The organism is Micromonospora sp. WMMD987 (assembly GCF_029581435.1).
Taxonomy (GTDB): domain Bacteria; phylum Actinomycetota; class Actinomycetes; order Mycobacteriales; family Micromonosporaceae; genus Micromonospora; species Micromonospora rifamycinica.
Genome location: NZ_CP120861.1, coordinates 4,137,022 through 4,157,907, shown reverse-complemented (window position 1 = coordinate 4,157,907; position 20,886 = coordinate 4,137,022). Strand labels below are relative to the sequence as shown.

General features: G+C 72.2%; 17 protein-coding genes. 3 read left to right on the top strand and 14 right to left on the bottom strand.

Annotated elements, in window-relative coordinates:
- Positions 1-202: 202 nt before the first annotated feature.
- Positions 203-802, bottom strand: coding sequence for an AAA family ATPase (locus tag O7612_RS17530; protein WP_282265643.1), 600 nt, complete (start codon positions 800-802; stop codon positions 203-205).
- 77 nt (positions 803-879) lie between these two features.
- On the opposite strand from O7612_RS17530, the gene O7612_RS17525 reads away from it, so the two are divergent.
- A complete protein-coding gene (locus O7612_RS17525) occupies positions 880-1,659 on the top strand; it encodes a transposase family protein (protein WP_282273946.1) in 780 nt (259 codons plus the stop codon).
- 111 nt (positions 1,660-1,770) lie between these two features.
- On the opposite strand, the gene O7612_RS17520 is transcribed toward O7612_RS17525, so the two are convergent.
- From O7612_RS17520 to O7612_RS17465, 12 genes are all read right to left on the bottom strand, one after another.
- Positions 1,771-2,139, bottom strand: coding sequence for a hypothetical protein (locus tag O7612_RS17520; RefSeq protein ID WP_282265641.1), 369 nt, complete (start codon positions 2,137-2,139; stop codon positions 1,771-1,773).
- A 187-nt stretch (positions 2,140-2,326) separates the two neighbouring features.
- Positions 2,327-2,587 carry a transposase gene (locus O7612_RS17515; protein ID WP_282265637.1) on the bottom strand — a complete coding sequence of 87 codons (261 nt, stop codon included), beginning with the start codon at positions 2,585-2,587 and terminating at the stop codon, positions 2,327-2,329.
- A gap of 227 nt (positions 2,588-2,814) precedes the next feature.
- Positions 2,815-4,452 (bottom strand): FAD-dependent oxidoreductase, encoded by a 1,638-nt coding sequence (locus O7612_RS17510; RefSeq protein ID WP_282265636.1) that lies wholly within the window; start codon positions 4,450-4,452, stop codon positions 2,815-2,817.
- Positions 4,452-5,159 carry a GntR family transcriptional regulator gene (locus O7612_RS17505; protein WP_067309956.1) on the bottom strand — a complete coding sequence of 236 codons (708 nt, stop codon included), beginning with the start codon at positions 5,157-5,159 and terminating at the stop codon, positions 4,452-4,454. The genes O7612_RS17510 and O7612_RS17505 overlap by 1 nt, the downstream gene beginning before the upstream one ends.
- A complete protein-coding gene (locus O7612_RS17500) occupies positions 5,159-5,842 on the bottom strand; it encodes a putative N-acetylmannosamine-6-phosphate 2-epimerase (protein ID WP_282265630.1) in 684 nt (227 codons plus the stop codon). Before O7612_RS17500 ends, O7612_RS17505 begins: the two co-directional genes overlap by 1 nt.
- Entirely contained in the window at positions 5,839-6,807 is a 969-nt protein-coding gene (locus O7612_RS17495) for a BadF/BadG/BcrA/BcrD ATPase family protein (RefSeq protein WP_282265628.1), read from the bottom strand. The genes O7612_RS17500 and O7612_RS17495 overlap by 4 nt, the downstream gene beginning before the upstream one ends.
- Complete coding sequence (locus O7612_RS17490) at positions 6,804-7,826, bottom strand: oligopeptide/dipeptide ABC transporter ATP-binding protein (protein ID WP_282265626.1); 1,023 nt, start codon at positions 7,824-7,826, stop codon at positions 6,804-6,806. Before O7612_RS17490 ends, O7612_RS17495 begins: the two co-directional genes overlap by 4 nt.
- Positions 7,801-8,823: an ABC transporter ATP-binding protein gene (locus O7612_RS17485; RefSeq protein ID WP_282265624.1), complete on the bottom strand. Its 1,023-nt coding sequence runs from the start codon at positions 8,821-8,823 to the stop codon at positions 7,801-7,803. The genes O7612_RS17490 and O7612_RS17485 overlap by 26 nt, the downstream gene beginning before the upstream one ends.
- A 26-nt stretch (positions 8,824-8,849) precedes the next feature.
- Entirely contained in the window at positions 8,850-10,364 is a 1,515-nt protein-coding gene (locus tag O7612_RS17480; protein WP_282265622.1) for an ABC transporter substrate-binding protein, read from the bottom strand.
- A gap of 22 nt (positions 10,365-10,386) precedes the next feature.
- Entirely contained in the window at positions 10,387-11,334 is a 948-nt protein-coding gene (locus O7612_RS17475) for an ABC transporter permease (RefSeq protein ID WP_282265620.1), read from the bottom strand.
- A gap of 3 nt (positions 11,335-11,337) precedes the next feature.
- Positions 11,338-12,261 (bottom strand): ABC transporter permease, encoded by a 924-nt coding sequence (locus O7612_RS17470; protein ID WP_282265618.1) that lies wholly within the window; start codon positions 12,259-12,261, stop codon positions 11,338-11,340.
- Positions 12,262-12,270: 9 nt separating this feature from the next.
- Entirely contained in the window at positions 12,271-13,254 is a 984-nt protein-coding gene (locus O7612_RS17465; RefSeq protein ID WP_282265616.1) for a Gfo/Idh/MocA family oxidoreductase, read from the bottom strand.
- 567 nt (positions 13,255-13,821) lie between these two features.
- On the opposite strand from O7612_RS17465, the gene O7612_RS17460 reads away from it, so the two are divergent.
- Positions 13,822-15,156, top strand: a complete 1,335-nt coding sequence (locus O7612_RS17460; protein ID WP_282265614.1) for an SWIM zinc finger family protein — start codon at positions 13,822-13,824, stop codon at positions 15,154-15,156.
- Complete coding sequence (locus O7612_RS17455; RefSeq protein WP_282265612.1) at positions 15,153-17,819, top strand: DUF6493 family protein; 2,667 nt, start codon at positions 15,153-15,155, stop codon at positions 17,817-17,819. Before O7612_RS17460 ends, O7612_RS17455 begins: the two co-directional genes overlap by 4 nt.
- A 143-nt stretch (positions 17,820-17,962) precedes the next feature.
- On the opposite strand, the gene O7612_RS17450 is transcribed toward O7612_RS17455, so the two are convergent.
- Complete coding sequence (locus O7612_RS17450) at positions 17,963-20,803, bottom strand: CHAT domain-containing protein (RefSeq protein WP_282265610.1); 2,841 nt, start codon at positions 20,801-20,803, stop codon at positions 17,963-17,965.
- Positions 20,804-20,886 lie beyond the last annotated feature (83 nt).

The window sequence follows — 20,886 nt, the reverse complement described above, 5'->3', positions numbered from 1 at the left end:
GGAGCATGGTCCCCATCCCGATGGTCTGACGGGGTGGGGACCATGCGCTGAACGGACGTCGATTACCCGACGAGTGCGGCCCCGGCCTGTCGGTCGTAGGTGTGGAGTCCATCAGGTGTCGGCCGGGTTGAATCTGCCCGTACCCCTGGGGATGTCACGAGGGCCTGTGCGGGCAGACCTCGCCTGTGTAGAAATAGCGGCCCTAAGGGACGTCTCGTAACTTGGGGCAGCTTGGGCGAGGTGATCCGGGAGGTCCGTGGTCGATGGCTGCGGTGTGTTGCTGGATGAACTGGACGCGGGAGGCGACGTCGGTGCGGGGCAGGGTGCTGAGCTGGTAGCCGTGTTGGATGTAGGCGGCGACCATGGCGTCGTGGGTACGGACGGCTTCGGCGAAGTCTTGGTGTCGTTCGCTGTCGGTGGTGTAGATCTGCGGCCAGGGCGGGGCGATGAACACACGCTGGTGGTAGCGGAACAGCTGCGCGGCGGCGGTCACATGCGGGGGGACGGGCTGGCCGAGTAGGAGGTAGTAGCCGACCAGATCCGGGATCCCTCGGTCGAAGAAGACGGGTCCGGGATGTTGGCTGGCTTGGCGGTAGGAGTGGATCTCCCAACTGAGCATGACCTCGGCGAACAGTCGTGAGTCGCCGGCGTGTAGCGCCTGACCGCCGATCGACAGCTGGTCCTGGATGATCTGTCGTCCCGCTTCGTCGACGCAGGCGTGACCGGCACGCCGCAAGCTGTCGATCAGCGTGGTCTTGCCGGCACCGGGTCCCCCGGTAATGACGATGTACTGGCTGCTCACGTCGTCCTCTCTGATAGACGTCCACTCCTCATGGCCCCCGCGCCTGTCCGCTGAGGATGATCATCGAGGATGCGTGGGTGCAGGTGATCTCCGCAGCCCGCCAGGAGTGGATCCTCCCGTTCACTGGGTTGACCCCCGCCCAGTTCCGCAGGCTGGCCCGCCTGGTCGCCGAGCGTGGCGGGGACGGGATTGCTGACGGTCGGCCGGGCCGGCAGTGGGCTCTCGATCTTCCCGACCGGGTGCTGCTGGTCGCCGTTTACTGGCGCACGAACCTGACGATGCGGCAGATCGGCCCGCTGTTCGGAGTGTCGCATTCCGCCGCGCACCGAGTCATCGACACCCTCGGCCCGCTGCTGGTCCTCGCACCCGTGCGCCGCCGGCCGGTCGACCAGATCGCCATCGTCGACGGCACCCTCATCCCGACGCGAGACCACCGCCTCGCGGCGCCGAGCAAGAACTACCGGTACTCGACCAACCTACAAGTGGCCATCGACGCCAGCACCCGCCTGGTCATCGCCGTCGGCGAGCCCCAGCCGGGCAACCGCAACGACACGATCGTCTACCGCACCTCCGGCATCGACCAGGCGCTGGCCGGACGGCCCGTCATGGCCGACGGCGGCTACCGCGGCGACCCCGAGGTGATCATCCCGTACCGCAAGAACCGCGACGGCAGCCCGCTACCGGCCTGGAAGCAGGACCTGAATGCCCAGCACCGCACCGTCCGCGCACAGGTCGAACACACCCTGGCCAGGATGAAGAACTGGAAGATCCTGCGCGACTACCGCCGCGCCGCCCGCACATTGACCGCTGCTGCTTCCGGCATCGCCAACCTGCACAACATCGCCCTGACCTGGTGACCACAGACCCAGCCGTAGACAACGTCTCCACCCAGTTACGAGACGTCCCTTAGTCAAAGGACTAGGGCCGCTATTATTGGCGATAGGATTCAGCGAAAGGTGTGAGTTGCCTTAACAGAGTTTGGTTGGCGAAAGCACCAGCTTGGTCACCCTGGCGTAGTCCGGGTACCAGAAGTTGTCGTTGTTGCAGAACGTGTCCTGCCTGCCAGTGCTGTAAGTGATGTAGCCCGACCAGCCACGGCTTCTGAATTTGGTCGCGTCCTTGTTGAAAGGATAGTACGTGCCGGTGCAGCTGAACGTCGACTGGGTGCCGTCACGGTAATCCAGAATCGCTGAGACGCTAGCGGACTGGCAGCTCTGAGCCCTTGCCTGAGCCGGGTTCGTGGCGACCGTGAGGCTAGTGGCGATGGTCATGCCGACTAGCAACGCCACCTGCATTGACTTTTTGGCACCAGTGATCCACGGCACTCTTTTTTCCATCGTGTTACCTTTCCCCCGTGTAAGCCTCGATTGAGTGGCTGCTATGAATATAGCCCTCTCACTCTGGTGGATGCAATAGGCGGAGGCGGGTGGGCAGGCGGGGTACGGCGGCAGGACCCACCGAGCAGATAGCAGTTGCGACAGTTGAGTGGTGTAAGAGACGGTCATTGCGGGTTCGGGGCTGACGCTATGCCGCGAGCGGGGTAGGGTCGGGATGGTCGAAGATCGTGCGGACGAGGCTGACGATCCACGGCTGCGCGGATCTGGGGACATTGGCCAGCGGGTTGCGCAGGTAATGCGTCCGGCAGTGCCGCAGGATCCGCCGGGCGGCACCACCCCGATCCTGAGCTGCTCGACCAGCTTCTCCACCTGCCGCGTTGAGGCCCCGTGCAGATTCGACGTGGACAACCACCGATACCAGGGCCTGATCGACGCGTCGGCGGTACATCAGCAGTGTCGGTAGCCGTCGGGGAGTTGGCCCGGCCGGATCCGATGCGTGGCCCGGGGGAGCGTCGCTGCCGCGACGGGTCGGTCAGGAGATGCGCGGGGGTACCCTGCCTCGTCGTATGACCGGCGGGCCTCCTTGATGGCGGGCAGATGCTGCCCGGCCCAGTCGAGGAGCGCGTCGGCCGGCCGAGGGAACTCGCCGGCACCCGGGCTCCCGGCACATCGGACTCAGCTCGGCAGTGCGCCGCCTCCGGCCGGTCCCCGGGCCGTCGCCATCGTCGGCCAGCGCAGGTCGACCCCCCGCCGGGCCAGCTCGGACTGGAAGTCCGCAAGCAGTTTCGGGCTGGCCCGGACCCCGTGCGGCGATGTCCGGCGGTCCAGGCAGTAGGCGGCCAGCGCGCCGGCGGCCTCCCCGATCGACCACTCGGCCGGGTGCACCCGGTAGCAGCCGTTGGTGATGTGGGTGGTGCCGACGGCCTTGCCGGCGGCGATCACGTTGGTGACCCGCTCGGGTAGCAACGCCCCCAGCGGGATCTCGAACGGGTGCGCCGCCACGTCGAGGTATCCGTCACCGCCGGTCGTCGGGTGCAGGTCGATCCGGTAGTGACCGGTGCCGACCGTGTCGGGATAGTGGACCGCACCGGCGGCGCCCCGCACCGCGACCGACAGGTCCTGCTCGGTCGGCGTGGTCACCGCCACCAGCCGGCGGGCCTCCCGGATGTACGGCGCCTGCGCGAAGCCGTCGTCGGTGCCGGTCACGTCGGGGCGCAACCGCAGGCCGGGGAAGCCGGTGCCGCCGTCCGGGCGGGGTGCCTCGGTCTGCAGCCAGTACAGGAACGCGTGACTGGCCTGTCTGGCCCGTCGGACGTGCCGTTCGGCATCCGGCACGTCGAACAGCGGCCCGTCCAGGTAGTCGTTCATCGGCCAGTTGACCACCGTCACGTCGCTGGGGAACAGGCCGGGCCGGAACGCCCGCCGGTCGAGGATCCGCCGGTACGTCCACAGCTCCGGCGCGATCAGGCCCTCCTCCATCGAGTTCGCCGCCGAGCCGGGGTTGGGGGTGAACCGGCCGGTGATTGCCCGACCGGTGCGCGGATCGGGATAGGTCCAGCTGAACAGGGGGCCCGGCCAGCCGGGTGCGGTCCGGGTGCGCCAGTGGTCGTAGTCGGCTGGCCGGTCCACCGTGTGGTCGCCGTCGACGTGCTCGAGGGCGAAGCAGACGGTGGTCGCCTGCATGTTCAGCGGGGCGGGCCGGTCCGGGGCGTTCGGTTCGCCGGTCTGTGCCTGTGACTCGGTGCCGGTGCGGTGTTCGATGCCGGCCAGGGCCAGCAGTTCACCGGTCTCGCTCGCCTCCAGGACGAGGCTGGCGGTCAGGTGACGCAGCCTGCCGTCGGCGAGTCGGACGGTCAGGGCGGTCAGCGTGTCCCCGTCGGTGTGCGCCCGTTCGACCTGCGCCCGGGTGTGCACGGTCAGCCGCCCCGCCGCCCGCCAGGGGGCGATCATGGCCTGGAGGACGGCCAGTGCGGCCCGGGGTTCGTGACACAGCGGGCTGACCCAGCCGTTGCCCGGGTTGAGCGGTCGGCCGGACCCGTCGGGCGTCAGCGGGTACCAGGTCCGGTAGTGGTCGCGTACCGCCTGGCGGAACCGCCGGTAGCTGGCTGTCGCGCCGTGTGTCTCGATCCAGGGGTGCTCGTCCGGCGGCACCGCCTGCGAGGTGAGCTGCCCCCCGATCCACTGGTACGGCTCGACGACGACGACCCGGGCGCCGCCCTCGCAGGCGGCCAGCGCGGCGGCGATCCCGCCTACGCCCCCGCCGACCACCAGGACGTCGGTGTGCTGCTCCGCCGTCGGTGCGGTGGTGCGCATCAGTCTGCCTCGCCTCGTCGTGCGGTCAGGGAGAAGTGGTAGCGGTCGCCCCGGTAGAGCGACACCGCGCGTTCGACGGCCCGGCCGCGTCCGTCGTAGCCGATCCGGCGGACCTCCAGCAGCGCCGCCGAGGGTGGGATCTCCAGCAGGTCGCACTGCCGGGGGGTGGGCACGACGGCGGCGATCATCTGCTGGGCCACAGTGACCTGGACGTGGTAGCGGTCCTTCATGATCCCGTAGAGCCCGGTGTCGAGGTTCTCGACCAGCAGGCCGGGGAACAGGTCGGCCGGCAGGTGCACCTCTTCGAGGCACATCGGTGCGCCGTCGGCGAGCCGGAGCCGTTCCACCCGGTAGAGCAGTGACCCCTCGGGCAGGCCGAGTTCCGAGGCGTCCGCGTCGCGGGCGACCATCGCGTCCGCGACGATCAGTTTGCTGCTCGGCAGCAGGCCGCGGGCCAGCATGTCCTCGGTGAACCCGCTGAGGCTGGTGCCCTTGGCGATCCGGGTGTCGGAGACGAAGGTGCCCTGTCCCCGGATGGTGTAGACCAGGCCGGCGTCGAGCAGTTCGCGTAGCGCCTGCCGGAGGGTGGTCCGGCTCACGCCGAGTTCCTCGGCGAGGTCCCGCTCGCGGGGCAGGGCCGAGTGCGCCGGCAGTGCCGCGACGCGGTGCCGGAGTTCGGTACGGATCTGGCTCAGTTTGGTGGTCATCACGAGTCCAACCGGGGATGCGGGCAGGCCTGCGCGAACCTGCGCGTGGTGTTGACCGGGTCCGAGATGGCGGTGCCGACGACGACTGCCCATGCACCCTCGTCGAACGCCGCCGAGACCTGGGTACGGGTACGGTATCGCCCCTCCGCGATGACCGGAACCGGACAATGTCGACTCAGCTTCCCCACCAGGGCGATGTCCGGTCCGTCGGGGACGCGGCCGGTGACGTATCCCGACAGGGTGGTGCCGACCAGGTCGGCGCCGGCGTCGACGGCGGCGATGGCCGCGTCGAGGCTGTCGACGTCGGCCATGAACAGCGCCCCGCCGGCGTGGGTCGCCGCGACGAGGTCGGACAGCTTCTCCCCGCCGGGCCGGGGGCGGCCAGTGGCGTCGGCCGCGACGATCTGCGCCCCGGCGTCGGTCAGCGCGGTCACGTCGGCCTCGGACGGGGTGATGTAGACCGGGCTGCCGGGGGTGTGCCGCTTGACCAGTCCGACCACGGGTACTCCGAGGTCGACCATGCCGCGCACGTGGTCCACGCCCTGCCCGCGTAGGCCAGCGGCGCCGCCGAGCACGGCCGCGGCCGCCATCGCCATCATGTGTCCGGTGTCCCGGAACGGGCTTTGGCCCTGGGCCTGGCAGGACACGATCAGGCGTCCACGGAGGGCATCGGCCACGTTCATCGGTGTTCTGCCTTTGCGTCGAAGTCGATCTGGACGGTGAGCCCGGGAAACGGGCCGGTGCCGGGTGGCCCGTCGGCCAGGGCCAGCGCACCGGCGAGCGGGTCACCGGCGGCCGGAACCGGCTGCGCGGTGGGCGCTGCGGCCCGCAGCGCCGTGGTGAACGGCGACCACAGCAGGTCGGTGGCCCGGAACAGTCCGCCGGTGCCGGCGACCGGGACCGGGGTCGCCTCGAGGCCGACCCGGAACAGCGCTCCGACCACCGATTCGGCGAGCAGTTCGCCGGCCCGACGCCAGATCCGTGCGGCGTCGTCGTCACCGGCGCGGGCCAGGTCGGCGACCGTGGTGGCGAAGCCCGCGATCCGTTCCGGGGTCGGTGGGTCGGCCCGCCAGCGGGCCGGCAGCGTCTCGACCGGCCCCCAGGCGTCGGTCACCGCGTCGGCGAGCCGGCCGGGCGCGGCGCGGTCCCGGTCGCGCAGGGCGGTCCGGATCGCAGTCCGGCCGATCCAGTGTCCCGAGCCCCGGTCGCCGAGGTCGGCGCCCCAGCCGTCGGAACGGGCGGTCCGGCCGGCGGCGTCGGCGGCGAGGACCACCGCGCCGGTGCCGGCGGCGACGACCGCGCCGGGGACCGGGCCGAGCGCACCGAGGTACGCGGTCACGCTGTCGTCGGCGACCCGCAGCCGCCCGGGTCGACCGAGGGCGCGCAGCCGGGCCTGCAGGGCGTCGGTCGCCGGTGGCCGGCCGTTGAGCCCGGTCATGCCGACGCCGACCAGCACGGTGGTGTCCGGGTCGGGCGGGCCCAGGTCGGCCAGTGCGCCGGCCACCGCGTCGGCGATCCGGGTGTCGGCGTCACCGGTCCAGTAGCCGGGGGTCTCGGCGTGCCCGGTCGAGCGGCCGTGCCGGGCCACCGCGCGGCAGCCGCCCTGGCCCAGGTCGACCCCGACGCGGACGGGTTCGGCGCCGTTCACCGGGTCACCGCCGTGGTCGACGGTAAAGCGTCGGCGAGGCTGGACTCGGCGTAGTGGCAGGCGACCTCGCGTCCGGCGACCGTCCGCAGTTCGGGTTCGACCTCGGCGCAGCGCGGCTGGGCGAGTCGGCACCGGGTGCGGAAGCGGCAGCCGGACGGTGGCGAGGCCGGGGACGGCACCTCGCCGGTGAGCAGGATGCGTTCGGCCGGCGGCGTCGCCCAGGGACGGGGCACGGGGGCCGCCGAGATCAGCGCGCGGGTGTACGGGTGGGCCGGGGTGTCGTACACCGTCGCCGCTGGTCCGGTCTCCACGATCCGGCCCAGGTACATCACCGCGAGGTCATCGCTGATGTGCCGGACCACCGACAGGTCGTGCGCGATGAACAGGTAGCCCAGCCCGAGGTCGGCCCGCAGGTCGGCGAGGAGGTTGAGGGTCTGCGCCTGGACGGACACGTCCAGCGCGCTGACCGGCTCGTCGCAGACCAGGATCCGGGGCGACATGGCCAGGGCGCGGGCGATGCCGACCCGCTGGCGTTGGCCGCCGGACAACTGGTGTGGATACCGGTCGGCGAGTTCGGCGGCGAGACCGACCCGGGCCAGCAGCTCGGTGGTGCGGGCCGGCCACTGGTCGCGGGGGACGGAACCGCGGTGCACCCGCCAGCCTTCGGTGACGATGAAGGACACCTTCTTGCGCGGGTTCAACGACGAGTACGGGTCCTGGTAGACCATCTGGATCTCGGCGGTCAACCGGCGTCGGTGGGCCGCGTCGGCGTTGTCGACCCGTTCGCCGGCGTACCAGATCTCGCCGCCGGTCGGTCGGCGCAGGCCGACGATGGCCCGGGCCAGGGTGGACTTGCCGCAGCCGGACTCGCCGACCAGGCCGAGGGTGCGGCCGGTGGTGACGGTGAGGCTGAGCCGTTCCACGGCGTGTACGGCCGCCGCCCGGCGCAGCGGGCCACCGTGGGTCGGGTAGCTGACCCGAAGCTGTCGGACCTCAAGCCGCTTCGGCGATGTCGACACCGGCCATCACCTCCTCGGCGTAGTGGCAGGCCGCCTCGTGGCCGGCGGCGACGGTGCGCAGGGTCGGCCGGTCGGTGCGGCAGGCGGCGCGGGCGGCGGGGCACCGGGGGTGGAACGGGCAGCCGGCCGGCGTGGCCAGCGGCGACGGCGGCATCCCCTCGATCGGTGTGAGCCGTTCGCCGGGGCGGTCGGGGGCGGGGACCGAGGCCATCAACCCCCGGGTGTACGGGTGGGCCGGGGCGTCGTACACGGTGCGCAGCGGCCCCGACTCGACGACCGTTCCGGCGTACATGACGGCGACCCGGTCGGCCACGTCGGCGACCACCCCGAGGTCGTGGGTGATGAGGATCATCGACATCCCGTCGGCCTCGCGCAGTTCGCGCAGCAGGTCCATGATCTGCGCCTGCACCGTCACGTCCAGCGCGGTGGTCGGCTCGTCGGCGATGAGCAGCCGGGGGCGCAGGGCGAGGGCCATCGCGATCACCACCCGCTGGCGCATCCCGCCGGAGAACTGGTGGGGGTAGTCGTGGGCCCGGCGGGCGGCGTTCGGGATGCCGACCCGTTCCAGGCCGGCGACCGCGCGCCGCCAGGCTTCCCGGCGTGAGGTGCGCTGCCGGACCCGGAACAGTTCGGCGATCTGCTGGCCGACCCGGACCACCGGGTTGAGCGCGGTCAGCGAGTCCTGGAAGACCATCGCCATCTCGGTGGCGGACAACTCGCGGGTACGCCGTACCGGCAGCGCGGAGATCTCCTCGCCGTCGTACCGGATGGTGCCGCGTTCGATCGTCGCGCTGTGCCGGGGCAGCAGCGCCATGACCGCGCGGACGGTGACCGACTTACCGGACCCGGACTCCCCGAGGATCGCCAGTGTCTCGCCCCTGGCGACGGAGAAGGAGACGCCGTTGAGCGCCCGGTAGGCGCCGAGCGGGCCGTCGAACGAGACGACGAGATCGTCGACCGTCAACAGGGGACGGGGGGTGTGCGGTGGTGCGACCATCGGGTCCTCCGGGTCCGGTTCTCGGGTCAGCGCAGCGATACGCCGGCGAAGTCGGGCAGGTCGTTCGGGGTCGGGGTGAACCCGTCGACGGTGCCGCGCAGCACGACGTTGCCGTTGAGGTCGAGCGGGAAGATGCCCACCGCCTGGTCCCAGACGATCTTGCCGGCCTGGGCGTAGAGGGTGGCCCGCTTGTCCTGGTCGAGTTCGGCACGGGCGGCGAGCAGGACGCGGTCGAGCTCCGGGTTGGCGTAGCCGTTGCGCTTGGCGGTGGACAGGTAGAGCCGGGCCAGGGTGAAGTCGGCGTCGCCGGTGACCGTGCTGCCGGTGGTCATCGTGCTGTCCCAGTCGAGCTTGAGCAGCTTGTCCAGCCAGGTGGCCCGTTCCAGCTCCTGGGGCTTGACCACGATGCCGACCTTGGCCCAGTCGCTGATCATCGCGTCGGCGAAGGAGTTGCCGTTGGTGCAGCAGCCGCTGCTCCACATCATGGTGGTGCTGAACCCGTCCGGGTAGCCGGCCTCGGTGAGCAGCTGCCGGGCCTTGGCCGGGTCGTAGGTGTACGGGTTCTGCCCGGCGGCGCCGAACACGGCCTCCGGCAGCGGGCCGGTGGCCGGGGTTCCGGCCTGGTCGAACAGCGACTTGCTGATCTTGGCGAAGTCGACCGCGTGCCACATGGCCTGCCGGACCCGCGCGTCGGTGAACGGCTTGCGGGAGCTGTTGAACCAGATGTAGTAGTTGGCATAGGTGGGGAACGACCGGACGGTCAGGTCCTTGTTGTCCCGCAGCCCGGTCAGCTGGTCCGGCGGCAGGCCCCAGGTCACGTCGATCTCGTTGTTCGACAGCGCGGTCACCCGGCCGGACACCTCGGGGATGTAGCGGTAGGAGATGCTGGTCAGCTTCGGCCGGTCGCCCCGGTAGTTGTCGTTGCGGACCAGGTTCACGCCCTGGCCGGCGGTGAACGACGAGACCTTGAACGGGCCGGTGCCGTACGGGGCGTCGAAGAACGCGGTGTCGCCGAGCTTGGCGGCGGGGGCTATCCAGAGCAGGGTGAGGTTGCTCAGCACGGTGCCGAGCTGGCTCGTGGTGTGGATGGTCAGGGTGCGTTCGTCGGGGGTGCGGATGTCGTCGACGGTGGCCCACAGCCCGGCCAGCGGCCCCTTGCCGTTGATCAGCGCCTGGAGCGACGCCTTGGCGTCAGCGCTGGTCAGCGGCGTCCCGTCGGCGAAGGTGACGCCGCTGCGCAGCACGAACTGCCAGGTCAGCGGGTCGGGGTTGGTCCAGCTCTCGGCGAGCTTCGGGGCGATCTTCCCGTCCTGGCGGACCACGAGGGTCTCGAAGACCTCCTGGACGACGGTGAGGGTGGGCTGGTCCGCCGAGTTCGCGGCGAACGGGTTCAACGAGACCACCGGGGTCGGGTTGGCGACCCGGAGGGTGGTGACGCCGCCGCCGTCACCGGCGGAGTCGTCGGAGCCGAAGGAGCACGCGGTCAGTCCGAGTACGCCGGCGAGGGCCAGCGCACCGAGTCGGGTGGTCGAAGGTCTCATGTGTTCCCATTTCGCTGACGGGTTACCGGGTGGAGAGGTTCGGATCGGAGCGGTCCCGTAGTTCGTCGCCGAGCACGCCGACGCAGACCACGAAGACGGCCAGGACCAGGCCTGGCAGGGTGGCGATCCACCAGGCGCTGGCCAGGTAGTCGCGTCCGTTGGCGATGGTGGTGCCCCAGCTCGGCGTACCGGCCGGGATGCCCAGGGACAGGAAGCTCAGCGACGCCTCGGCGACGATGACGAATCCGAGCTGGACGGTGGCGATGACCAGCAACGGGCTGGCCACCGCGGGGAGCACGCAGTGCCGGACGACGTGCCAGGGGCCGGCGCCGAGGGTGCGGGCCGCGTTGGCGAAGTCCCGGGAGCGGGTCGCCAGGGTCTGCGCGCGGGCCACCCGCGCGAAGATCGGCCAGGTGGTGATGGACAGGGTGAGTACGACGTTGGTGACGCTGGAACCGAGCACGCCGGCGACGAAGACGGCGAGCAGGATCGACGGGAAGGCCAGTTGGATGTCGGCCAGCCGCATGACGGTCGCGTCCACCACCCCGCCGAGGTAGCCGCAGAGGATGCCGATCGCGGCGCCCACCGTGCCGGCCAGCAGCAGGGTCGCCGCGCCGACCAGCAACGAGATCCGGGCGCCCTGCATGATCTGGGGTAGCAGGTCCCGGCCGACCTGGTCGGTGCCGAGCAGGGCCAGGCCGCCGTCGGACATCCGGCTGCCCGGGGGGAGCAGCCGGTCGGCGACGGAGGTCGCGATCGGGTCGTACCGGGCGATCAGCGGCCCGATCACCCCCGCCACCAGGTAGGCGGCGATCACCCCGAGGGGGAGCCACAGGCGCAGCCGGCGACGTCGGCGGCCGGGTGGGGCGGCCGGTGGGGTCGGCGTCGGGTCGGGCGGGCCGCCGTCGGTGGGCACGAGCGGGGCGCCGAGCACGGCCGGGCCGGGTACGCCGTCGGACACGGTGGTCACCTCTCAGACGCTCTCGCGGACCCGGGGGTCCAGCCGGACGTACAGCAGGTCGACGAGCAGGTTGATGACGATGAAGATCACCGCGACGGTGATCACGCAGGCCTGCACGACCGAGTAGTCGCGGGCGGCGATGGCGTCGGTCATCAGCCGACCCACCCCCGGCCAGGCGAAGACGGTCTCGACGATCACCGCGCCGCCCAGCAGGCTGCCGAACTCCAGGCCGGCCACGGTGACGACGGGGATCAGCATGTTGCGCATCGCGTGCCAGCCGACGACCCGGGTCTCGGACAGGCCCTTGGCCCGGGCGGTGACCACGTAGTCCTCGTGCAGCACGTCGAGCAACCCGGAGCGCACCAGCCGGAGCACCACGCTGAGCAGCGGCAGGGCCAGCGTCACCGCCGGCATGATCATCGCGGTCGGGGACGCCGCGCCGGAGCTGGGCAGCAGGTGCAGGAACCGGGAGAAGACCAGGATCAGCATGATGCCGACCCAGAACGTCGGCAGGGACTGGGTGAGCATCGACAGCACCGACACCACCCGGTCCACCAGGCCGTTAGGTCGGGTCGCCGCGAGGGTGCCCAGGGCGAAGCCGAGGACCAGGGCGATCGCGAAGGCGGTCAGCGCCAGGGCGGCCGTCGCCGACAGGTGGGTGAGCACCAGGTCCGTCGCGGCGTCGTGGAGCCGGAACGACTCACCGAAGTCGAGGGCGACGGCCCGCCGGAGGAACTGGACGTACTGGACGGGTAGCGAGGCGTCGAGCCCGTACTCCCGGCGCAGCGCCTCGACGGCCGACTGGTCGGCGTCGGGCCCGAGCACCGCGGTCGCCGGATCGCCGGAGACCGCCCGCATCGCGAAGAAGACCACCGTCGCCGCACCGAACAGGACCAGGACCGAGATCGCGAGGCGACGCAGCGCGTACCGCAGCATCCGGACCCCTCAGTGACCGGGCGGCGGGTCGCCGGCCAGCGCCGCCTCGATGTCCTCGACGACGGCGACGGCCGCGCGGCCCTCCTCGCCGCTGACCGGTGTCGGCCCGCCGGTCAGCGCGGCGTCGACGAACGCCTCCAACTCGGAACGCAGGTTGTAGGCGCCGCCGCCGTCGCGACCGGGCCAGAAGTAGGTGTCCATGAAGCTGGCCACCCCGTCCCGGCGGGCGTACAGCAGGTCGTTGTGCGAGAGGTTCATCTCGAGGATGCCGTGTTCACCGACGATCCGCAGACCGGCGTCGGCCCGCGACGGGCGGGAGTGCGGCAGCGTCCAGGTGTTCTCCATCGTGCCGATGGCGCCGTCGCCGAAGCGGACCGTGGCGTGCACGACGTCGTGGCTGGGCGAGAGCACCTTACGGCCGACCGCGCCGGTCACCTCGACCTCACGGCCGGTCACGAACCGGAGCAGGTCGGCGTCGTGGATGCCGAGAAACCAGGCGACCGACGTCCGGTCCCAGATTCCCTCGCCGACCGCCTGCGAGGTGCACCGCCACACCTTGACGTGCCAGATGTCCCCGAGTTCGCCGGAGCGCACCACCTCACGCAGTCGCAGCACCCGGGGGTCGAACCGCAGCACGTGGCCGATCATCAGCGCGTCGGGATCGGTCCGGCCGGCGATGATCCGGTCGCAGCTGGCCCGCGACAGCGCCATCGGCTTCTCCAGCAGCACCCGCTTGCCCGCGGCGAGCGCGGCGAGGGTCGCCTCCTCGTGCAGGTGGTCCGGCGTGCAGACGCTCACCGCGTCAACCTCGTCGAGGAGGTCGCCGACGTCCGCGACGGCCCGGACGCCGAGACGGGTCTCGGCCCATTCCCGGTTACCCGGCGAGATGTCGGCGACGGCGACCAGTTCGGCCTGCCGCACGTCGCGCAGCGCACGGGCGTGCAGCTGTCCCTGGACCCCGACTCCGACGACACCGATCCGTAAGCGGTCCACACCCGGCCTCCACTGTTGCGTACCACCGAAAGCTAGATGTGTACCTAGCCCCGATAGTTGTACACCTGTGGTCCAGGTCGCGCAAGGCACGAATCCGCCTCCGCATCCGGCCCCCGACCTGCGGGATCGACGCTCGGTGGTAGCCACCCGCGCCGGCGGCGTAGCACCGCCGGGACCGCCGGCAGCAGCGCCACCCCCGCGCCGACGCCGGCCGACAGCCACCGGGCCGGCCCCGGATACAGGTCGTCAGATCGAGGGCTGGTGCGACACCCGCCGTCGCCATTCCACAGTGGACTACATAAGCCCGGCCGAGTACGAAGCCACCACCTGTTCCCGCAGGCCAACCACCAGGAGAGCGTGAGATCAACGTATCGACCCCGTCCGCCACACCGGTCAACCCCGCTGGCTTGCGGTCGCGTCCGTGCCGTAGGGGGACAGCTGCGCGACCGCTTGGGGCCGCGGCGCTGAAGGGAGCACCTCGTCCTTGCGCTGCTTGTCCGTGGGGCGTATCCCCGCACCCGGGGGTGCAGCCGAGAATGTCGCAGTGATCTCGTAGCTTGCCAGGCTGTGAGCGCTGTTCAGACGTACCGATACCTGGGCCCATCCGTGCTGCGACCGGATGGTCTCGCCTTCCAGACCAGCGGCGGGCCGGTGCCGAACCCCCAGTTCTTCACCGGCTTCCTCACCACGCCGCAGCCGGCCGCCGTCGGGCTGCTCGCCGTGGCCGAGGTGGCCCGCACCCGCTACCACCGGCCGATCAGCCCGGCGAGCCTCGACCCGGTCGTCACCGGCAGTCGCGACCGGCTCCGGTTCGAGTCGTTCTCCGGCTGCTGCGGTGTCTACGCCCGCCTCGACGCGCTGCCCGCCGGGCTCGACGGTGACATCGTCGAGCACGGCACCACCAACGTCGATGTCAACAACCCGCTGCGGGAGGCGCTCGCCCGGGTCGGCGGCGGTGACCCGCTGCGGCTGTCGGTCGGACCCGACGACCTGACGGTCACCACGCTCGGCGGCGCGGTCGTGGAGAAGAAGGTGCCGCTGCCGGTGCGCTGGTTGCGGGGGTTCGCCGAGGTACAGGTGCTGGCGTCGGCGTTCGAGCCGAGGGCCGAGATCCCGGCGACCGAAGCGGCCGCGTTCCTGCGCCGGCTGCCGACGTCGAGCGACCGCTCGGTGCTCTGGGCGGTTCCAGCCGGCGGGTCGTTGCGGCTGACCTCCCGGCCCGTGCCCGGCGCGGTGTGCCTGACCGGTGCGACCCGGCTGACCGCCCTGCGACCGATGCTGCGCTTCGCCCGGAGCCTCCAGGTCTACGGCCCGACCGTGGCGGCCGGCTCGGCCCCGGTGCCGAGCACCTGGGAGCTGGACACCGGTGCCCTGCGGCTCTCGCTCACCCTCTCACCCGAGCCCTACCGGGGCTTCTCCGGAGAGGGCGCGGCCCTTACCGCGCTCGCCGGCGACGAGGTGGCCGACGACGCCGACCTGATCTCGGCCCTGCTCTCCTGGGATCCGACCATCGACATGGACGCGCTGGCCACCTCGGCCGGGATCGACCAGGACCGGGTCCGCGGCGCGCTGGCGCAGCTCGGCACCGCCGGCCGGGTCGGCTACGACGTCTCCGAGGCGGCGTACTTCCACCGGGTGATGCCGTACGACGCCGAACGGGCCGAGCGGGACAATCCCCGCCTGGTCGGTGCCCGGGCACTGCTCGAGGGCGGTGCCGTCGAATCCGACGGCGCGGCGGCCACCGTGCGCAGCGGCGGCGAGGTCTACCGGGTCCGCCGGCTGCCCGATGACACGTTCACCTGCACCTGCCAGTGGTGGGCCAAGCACCGTGGCCAGCGCGGGCCGTGCAAGCACGCGCTCGCCGTCCGGATGGCGGGCACCGCAGCCGAGGTGTCGCGGTGAGCCGTCGGCACGAGGTGACCAAGAGCATGGTCCGGCGCCGGCGGGAGCTGGCGGTCGAGGGCACCAGCGACCTGTTCGAGCTGATCAAGGGCGGTTCCGCCGATCTGATCGTCGAGGCCCTGGCCGGTCTGCCCGAGGGCCGTCGCCGCGAGATCGGCAGCGAGCTGGTCGCCTGGGTCAAAGCCGAGAAGGTGGGGTGGTGGAGTGTCGGCCCGGGTACGGCGTTGACGGTTGCCGCGGTCGGCTGCCTGCCCAGCGCGGCGCAGGCGGCGCCGGTCGTCAACCGCCGGTCGGTCACCCTCGACGGCGCGCGGGCCGCCCGACTGGTACGCCAGGTCGCCGCCGATCGGGGGATCGGTTGGCTCGGCGACCTCGCCTACCGGATGGCCGGCAAGCTCTCCCAGAGCAGTTGGGTCGCAGTCGAACACTGGCGGATGATCGCCACGCTGTTGCGTGCCGAGGGCCTGCCGCCGCCGGCCGGCGACCGGTTCGTGGAGCTCTGGGTGGTGTCGCTCCCGGCCGATGAGCACCGGCGTTCCGGGCCGCGCCAGCTGGTCCTCGACCGGCTGCGAACCGATCCGTTCCTGCCGGCGTTGCTGCCCCGGCTCTTCGAGGTCGACGGCCTCGGTACGACGATGATGTACGACGAGGTCCTCACCACCGGGGCGGACCGGCGCCGGCACCCGTTGCCGGCCGCCCTGGCACAGCTGGCCGGGGAGGGGGTCGTCGACCGCGCGGTGCTGATCGACGGCTCGATTGGCCGGCTGCTGCGCGGCGACCGACCCGCCGCGCTGCGCGCCTTCACCACCCTGCTCGACCAGCTCCAGCCGACCCCGGCCGAGGTCGCCGAGCGGCGTGCCGACTATCTCCGGCTGCTCGCCGACGCGCCGGCCCCGGTCGCCTCCATGGCGCAGAAGGTCCTGCGCGAACTCCCCGATCAGCCCCTCGACGAGCTGCTCGACACCTCCCACGAGGTGCTGCTGCGACCCGACAAGGTCCTGGTGCGGGCCCAGCTCGCCTGGCTCGACCGGCTGGCCCGGCAGCACCGCGACCGGGCCGCCACGATCGCCGAGGTCATCGCCGTCGCCGTCGAGCACGACGCGGTCGAGATCCGTGACCGGGCGACCACCCTGGCCACCCGGCACGGCGCCACCCCGGCCGTCGTCGCCGGTGGCGCGGTCGCCACGCCACGTGGCGACGATCTGCCCGCTCCCACACCACCGGCGGCCGCCCCGGCACCGATCACCGACGTCGACGAGCTGGCCGAGGAGGTCGCTGCGCTGCTCGGCACCGACCGCCCTGACGGGCTGCTGGACCGGATCATCGATGGTCTGGTCCGGCTCACCGCCACCGACGGTTCACGGGTACGCGTCGCGCTCGACCCGGTCGTCGATCGCCGGCACTGGAGCTGGGCCAACCTGTACGACCGGGATCCGTTCGGCCTCCAGGAGGTGGTCGTCGACATGTTCCGCAGCGCCGGTGGAGCCGACCGGCCGGTCGCCGCGAAGAGCCGCTGGGGTCGGCTGTTCGCCGCCCTGCACCGTCCGGACCGCTCGGCCGATGGGCCGGAGCTGGTCGTCACCGATCCCCGGGTGCCGCCACCGCACCGCCTGCTGAAGGGCCGGCTCATCGAGATCGGTCACCGGCTCGGCGACTCTTGTCAGCACGGCCTGCTCGCCACGCCCACCTCGGTCAACGGCATGCTCGACCCGTTCGTGCTGCTCGATCGTCTGGCGGCACGCGGCGACCGGGAACCGTGGCGCTGGGATTTCACCCAGGCACTGCTCCGGCTGCCCACCGGCCCCGACGACGAGGCGGTGGCCGGCAAGGCGGCGGCGCTCGGCACGCCCGCCGGTGACCGGCTCGCCGCCTGGTTGCGCACCGGCGGGCTGCCACAACCGGTCATGCGGGCCGTCACCATGGAGCGCCGCCCGCGCACAGGCAGGAACGACTGGGCGTACGACCAGCTTCCGCTCCGGCGTGTGCTGGTCGAGCTGCGGCCACCGGAGGGGTACGACGACCGGTACGGCCTACTGACCGCCGACCCGGCCCCGCTCACCCATGTCGAGTACCGGGGCTGGGCGCGACTCTGGCCGTCGATCCTGCCCGGTCACCGGGGCGCGGTCGCCGCGTACGCCCTGCCGGAGGTGGCCGCCGCCGCCGACCTGGACCTGCGCGACGGCACCGCGGTGCTGCCCCTGCTCGTCGACTGCGCAGGGGCCGGTGGTGTCGCCGTCGACTTGGCGCTGGCCTACGGCCTCGGTGCCCGGCACGGTGCCGACCGGATCGCCACGGTGGACGCCCTGCTCGGGCTCGCCGCCGGCGGTCGGCTCGATGCCGCCGGGGTGGGGGAGCAGCTTGGTCGGTTGGTCGCCACCGGGCAGGTGAAGCTCTCCCGGGCCGTCGAGCCGCTGCGGGACACCGCCACGGCCGGTGCCCCACTGACCGTGTGGCGGCTGCTGGCCGCAGCGCTGCCGACCCTGCTCACCGCCGACAAGCCGCCCCGTGGGCTGCCTGACCTGCTGACCCTGGCGGCGGAGACGGCCACCCGCACCGGGGTGCGGATCGAGGTGCCGGGACTCGCCGACGTCGCGGGCCGGGGTGGGACGACCCGCCTGGTAACCGAGGCGCGACGCCTGCACCGGGTGCTCATCGTGACCTGACGACCGGGGTGGGGAGGGTGCCCACGGTGGGCCGGTAACGGCGTGTCGTGCAGTCGCTGTCGGCGACACCCGCGGCTGCCCGGCCGGCGTCGTGTACGACGGCGAACTGGCTGCACTCGAGGTCGTCGGGCGCGGCCGGGTGGTCAGGGACCGGTGTGAATGAGGGCGGCCCACAGTTCCGGGCGGTCCGGGTGCGTCCGTCGTACCCGGTCGATGGCGGCGTCCAGGGCGACGGCCGCAGCGTCGGCGTCCAGCTGCTCCCCGACCCGCAGGCCGGCGTAGACGTCGTCGGCGACCTGGGCCGCCACCCGGTCGGCGACCGCCCACTGGCTGCCGATGACGTGCCGGAAACCGGCCATCTGCAACGCCGCGGTCAGGTGGATGGCCTCGTCGGGCAGGTCACGGCCACCCGCCGCGGTGCGGCACGCGGAGAGGTAGGCGAGATCGGCGCCGCCGGCCGACCGGCTGCGGGCGGCGAGACGGCCGGCCAGGTCCAGGACGCTGAGCCTGCCGTCGACCAGGCGGAGGGCGGCGGCACTGGGCCGCTGGAAGTCCTGGTCGCCGTGGCAGGCGAAGTGCGCCCAGCCGTGCTGTTCGAGGGCGGTCAACACGCCCTCGACGGTGGCGCGGCGGCCGGACAGCACCCGTAGGCCGGGAACGTGTGAGCTGACCGCGCGCAGCTCGTCGCTGACCGCCGGCAGCGGCGCCTGGCCGGGCAGGGTGCCGAGCCCCACCGCGAAGGCCTGCGGCGGCCCGGACGGCACCGGGGTGGCGCGGGCGCGCAGCAGCGCGGACAGGCTGGGGGTGTAGGACGACACGCAGCGGGCGGCGACCGAGATCCGGCGTTTCGCGGCGAGCGAGGCGTTCGCGCCGAACCGGCCGGCGGCGTGCAGCGGCAGCATCGTCAGCGGCCCGGTCGGGCACCACCACACGCGGTGCCGCCGGTCCGGCGCGCTACCGAGGATGTCGTCGAGGGTCGCGCAGACGGCCTCCCCGACGGTGTCCCACAGCCATCGTTGCAGCGCCACGAGTGTCTGGCGCAGCGCGACCCGCTCGGCCGGCCCACCGCCCCCTTCCACCGCCCGCTGCACGTCGAGGAAGGCCACGGCACGACGCTGTGCGGTGTCGTGGGACAGCCAGGGCAGCGGTACTGCCCGTACCGCGTCGGCGGTGACGATGATCGCGTCGCTGCGCCAGCGTGAGGTGTTGACCAGCGCCGCCGCGCCGCCGGCCGTCGCGGGTTGCAGGGCGGCGAACGACGGCGGGCGGAGGAAGTTCTCGAAGCCCGGCTGGCGGCGGGCCTCGGCGACGAGGCTCTCCCAGCGTTCGGCCAACCGGCGACGGTGACCGGCGTCCTCGGTGTCGGCGCGGTACGGTCCGCCCAGCGCGCTGGTCAGCAGGTCGCGGCCCATCTTCCAGCCGGGCCGGGCCGGTAGCTCGACGATCGGGGAAGCCTCGGTGCCGTCCAGTTCGCGGCGGGTCCGGTCGAGTTCGTCGGCGAGCGCGGGCGCGACCGCGGCGAGCGCGGACAGGTCGCTGCGGGTCTGCAGGGCCTGTGACCACAGCACCTGACGGCCCTGCTCCAGCAGCTCCACCGCGCGTTCGGGCTGCCCGGCAGCGATGGCCCAGGCAGCCGCGTCCCCGGCCAGGCCGGTCACCGCGGTCAGCCGCTTCTCCTGCACGGTGCGGTCCAGGCCGCGCCACGCCAGCAGCGGCAGCAGACCCACGGCGGTGCCGTAGGCCTCCAGGGCCAGCTCCGCGTCGCCGGCTTCGGCGGCGGTCTGTGCCCAGGTGCGGGCTGCGGTCATCCGGATCTCGATCGCTCCCGCCCGGGAGGCCGACGACGACCGCCACATGCCCACCGCGGTGTCGAGGTCGCGCGGGTCGTGATCGATGAGGTAGCGGATCCGCAGGGCCGTGCCGAGCACGTTGAGGGCACGGGCCCGGTCCGGGTGGCCGGGGGAGAAGCCGGCCAGGGCGGCCATGCCGGTGTCGACGGCGTCGCTGACCCCGGCCGGGTCGCTGCTCATCCGGGCCCGGATGAGCAGCGAGTGAGCCAGGTTGACCAGGTGGCCGGCCCGTTGGGTGCCGGCCGTCGGCGCCTCGACGGCCTGCCGGGCGCTGCGGATCGCCGCGTCCAGGTGCGCCGGGGAGTTGCTGCTGAGACTGTGCATGACCAGCAGGGCGCCGTGGGTGGCCAGCAGTTGCGCGCGGACCGTGCCGATGTTCGGCAGGTCCGCGACGACCTGCCGGCTGACCCGGACCGCCTCGTGCAGGTCGGTGTCGTCGTCACCGTCGAGAACCACCCAGCGTTGCACCAGCGCGATCACCAGCACACCGTTGAGTGCGGCCCGGTCGACGTGCCGTGCGGGCATGGCGGCCAGGCCGCTGCGGCAGTGGGTGATCGCCTCGTCGATGTCACCGGGGCTACCGGTGCGGGCGAAGCGCATGACCAGGCAGATGGCCAGCAGCTGACGCGCGGTGAGCACGTGGTCGGGGTCGGTCGAGCGGTGGACCTCCCGGCTGAGGCGGACGGCCGTGTCGATGTCCGCCAGCTGTCCGAACCTCTCGAAACTGAGTCGGTACACGTTCACGCAGCGGATCAGCACGTCGATCCGGACGGGGTCGTCCTCGCCGACGGCGGCCACCGCGACATCCGCGTGGCGCTTGGCCAGGGACAGGTCCGACAGCGCGCGTCGCTGTTCGAAGCGGAAGCCGACGACCAGGGCGAGTTGGGCGTTGACGTAGGGCCACCACGGGTCGTCGGGCGGGGTCAGCGCCGCTGCCCTCTCGGCGGTGGCTACGGCGGTGTCGAGGTGCTGCGGGTCCGAGGTGCGGCCACGCAGCATCAGGACGGTGGAGAGCGCGGCGAGCACGTCCACCCGGGACGGATCGGCAGCGAGGATCTTCCGCGCCACGTCCTCGGCCCGTACCAGCAGGGATTCGTCGCCGCTGTCGTTGTACGCGATGATGAGCGGATCCACCGCATCGATGGACCTGCCGGCGGATGGCACCGCTTCAGTAGATTCGACGGCAGCGCGGGCGTCAACCGACGGGAGTGTCGTGT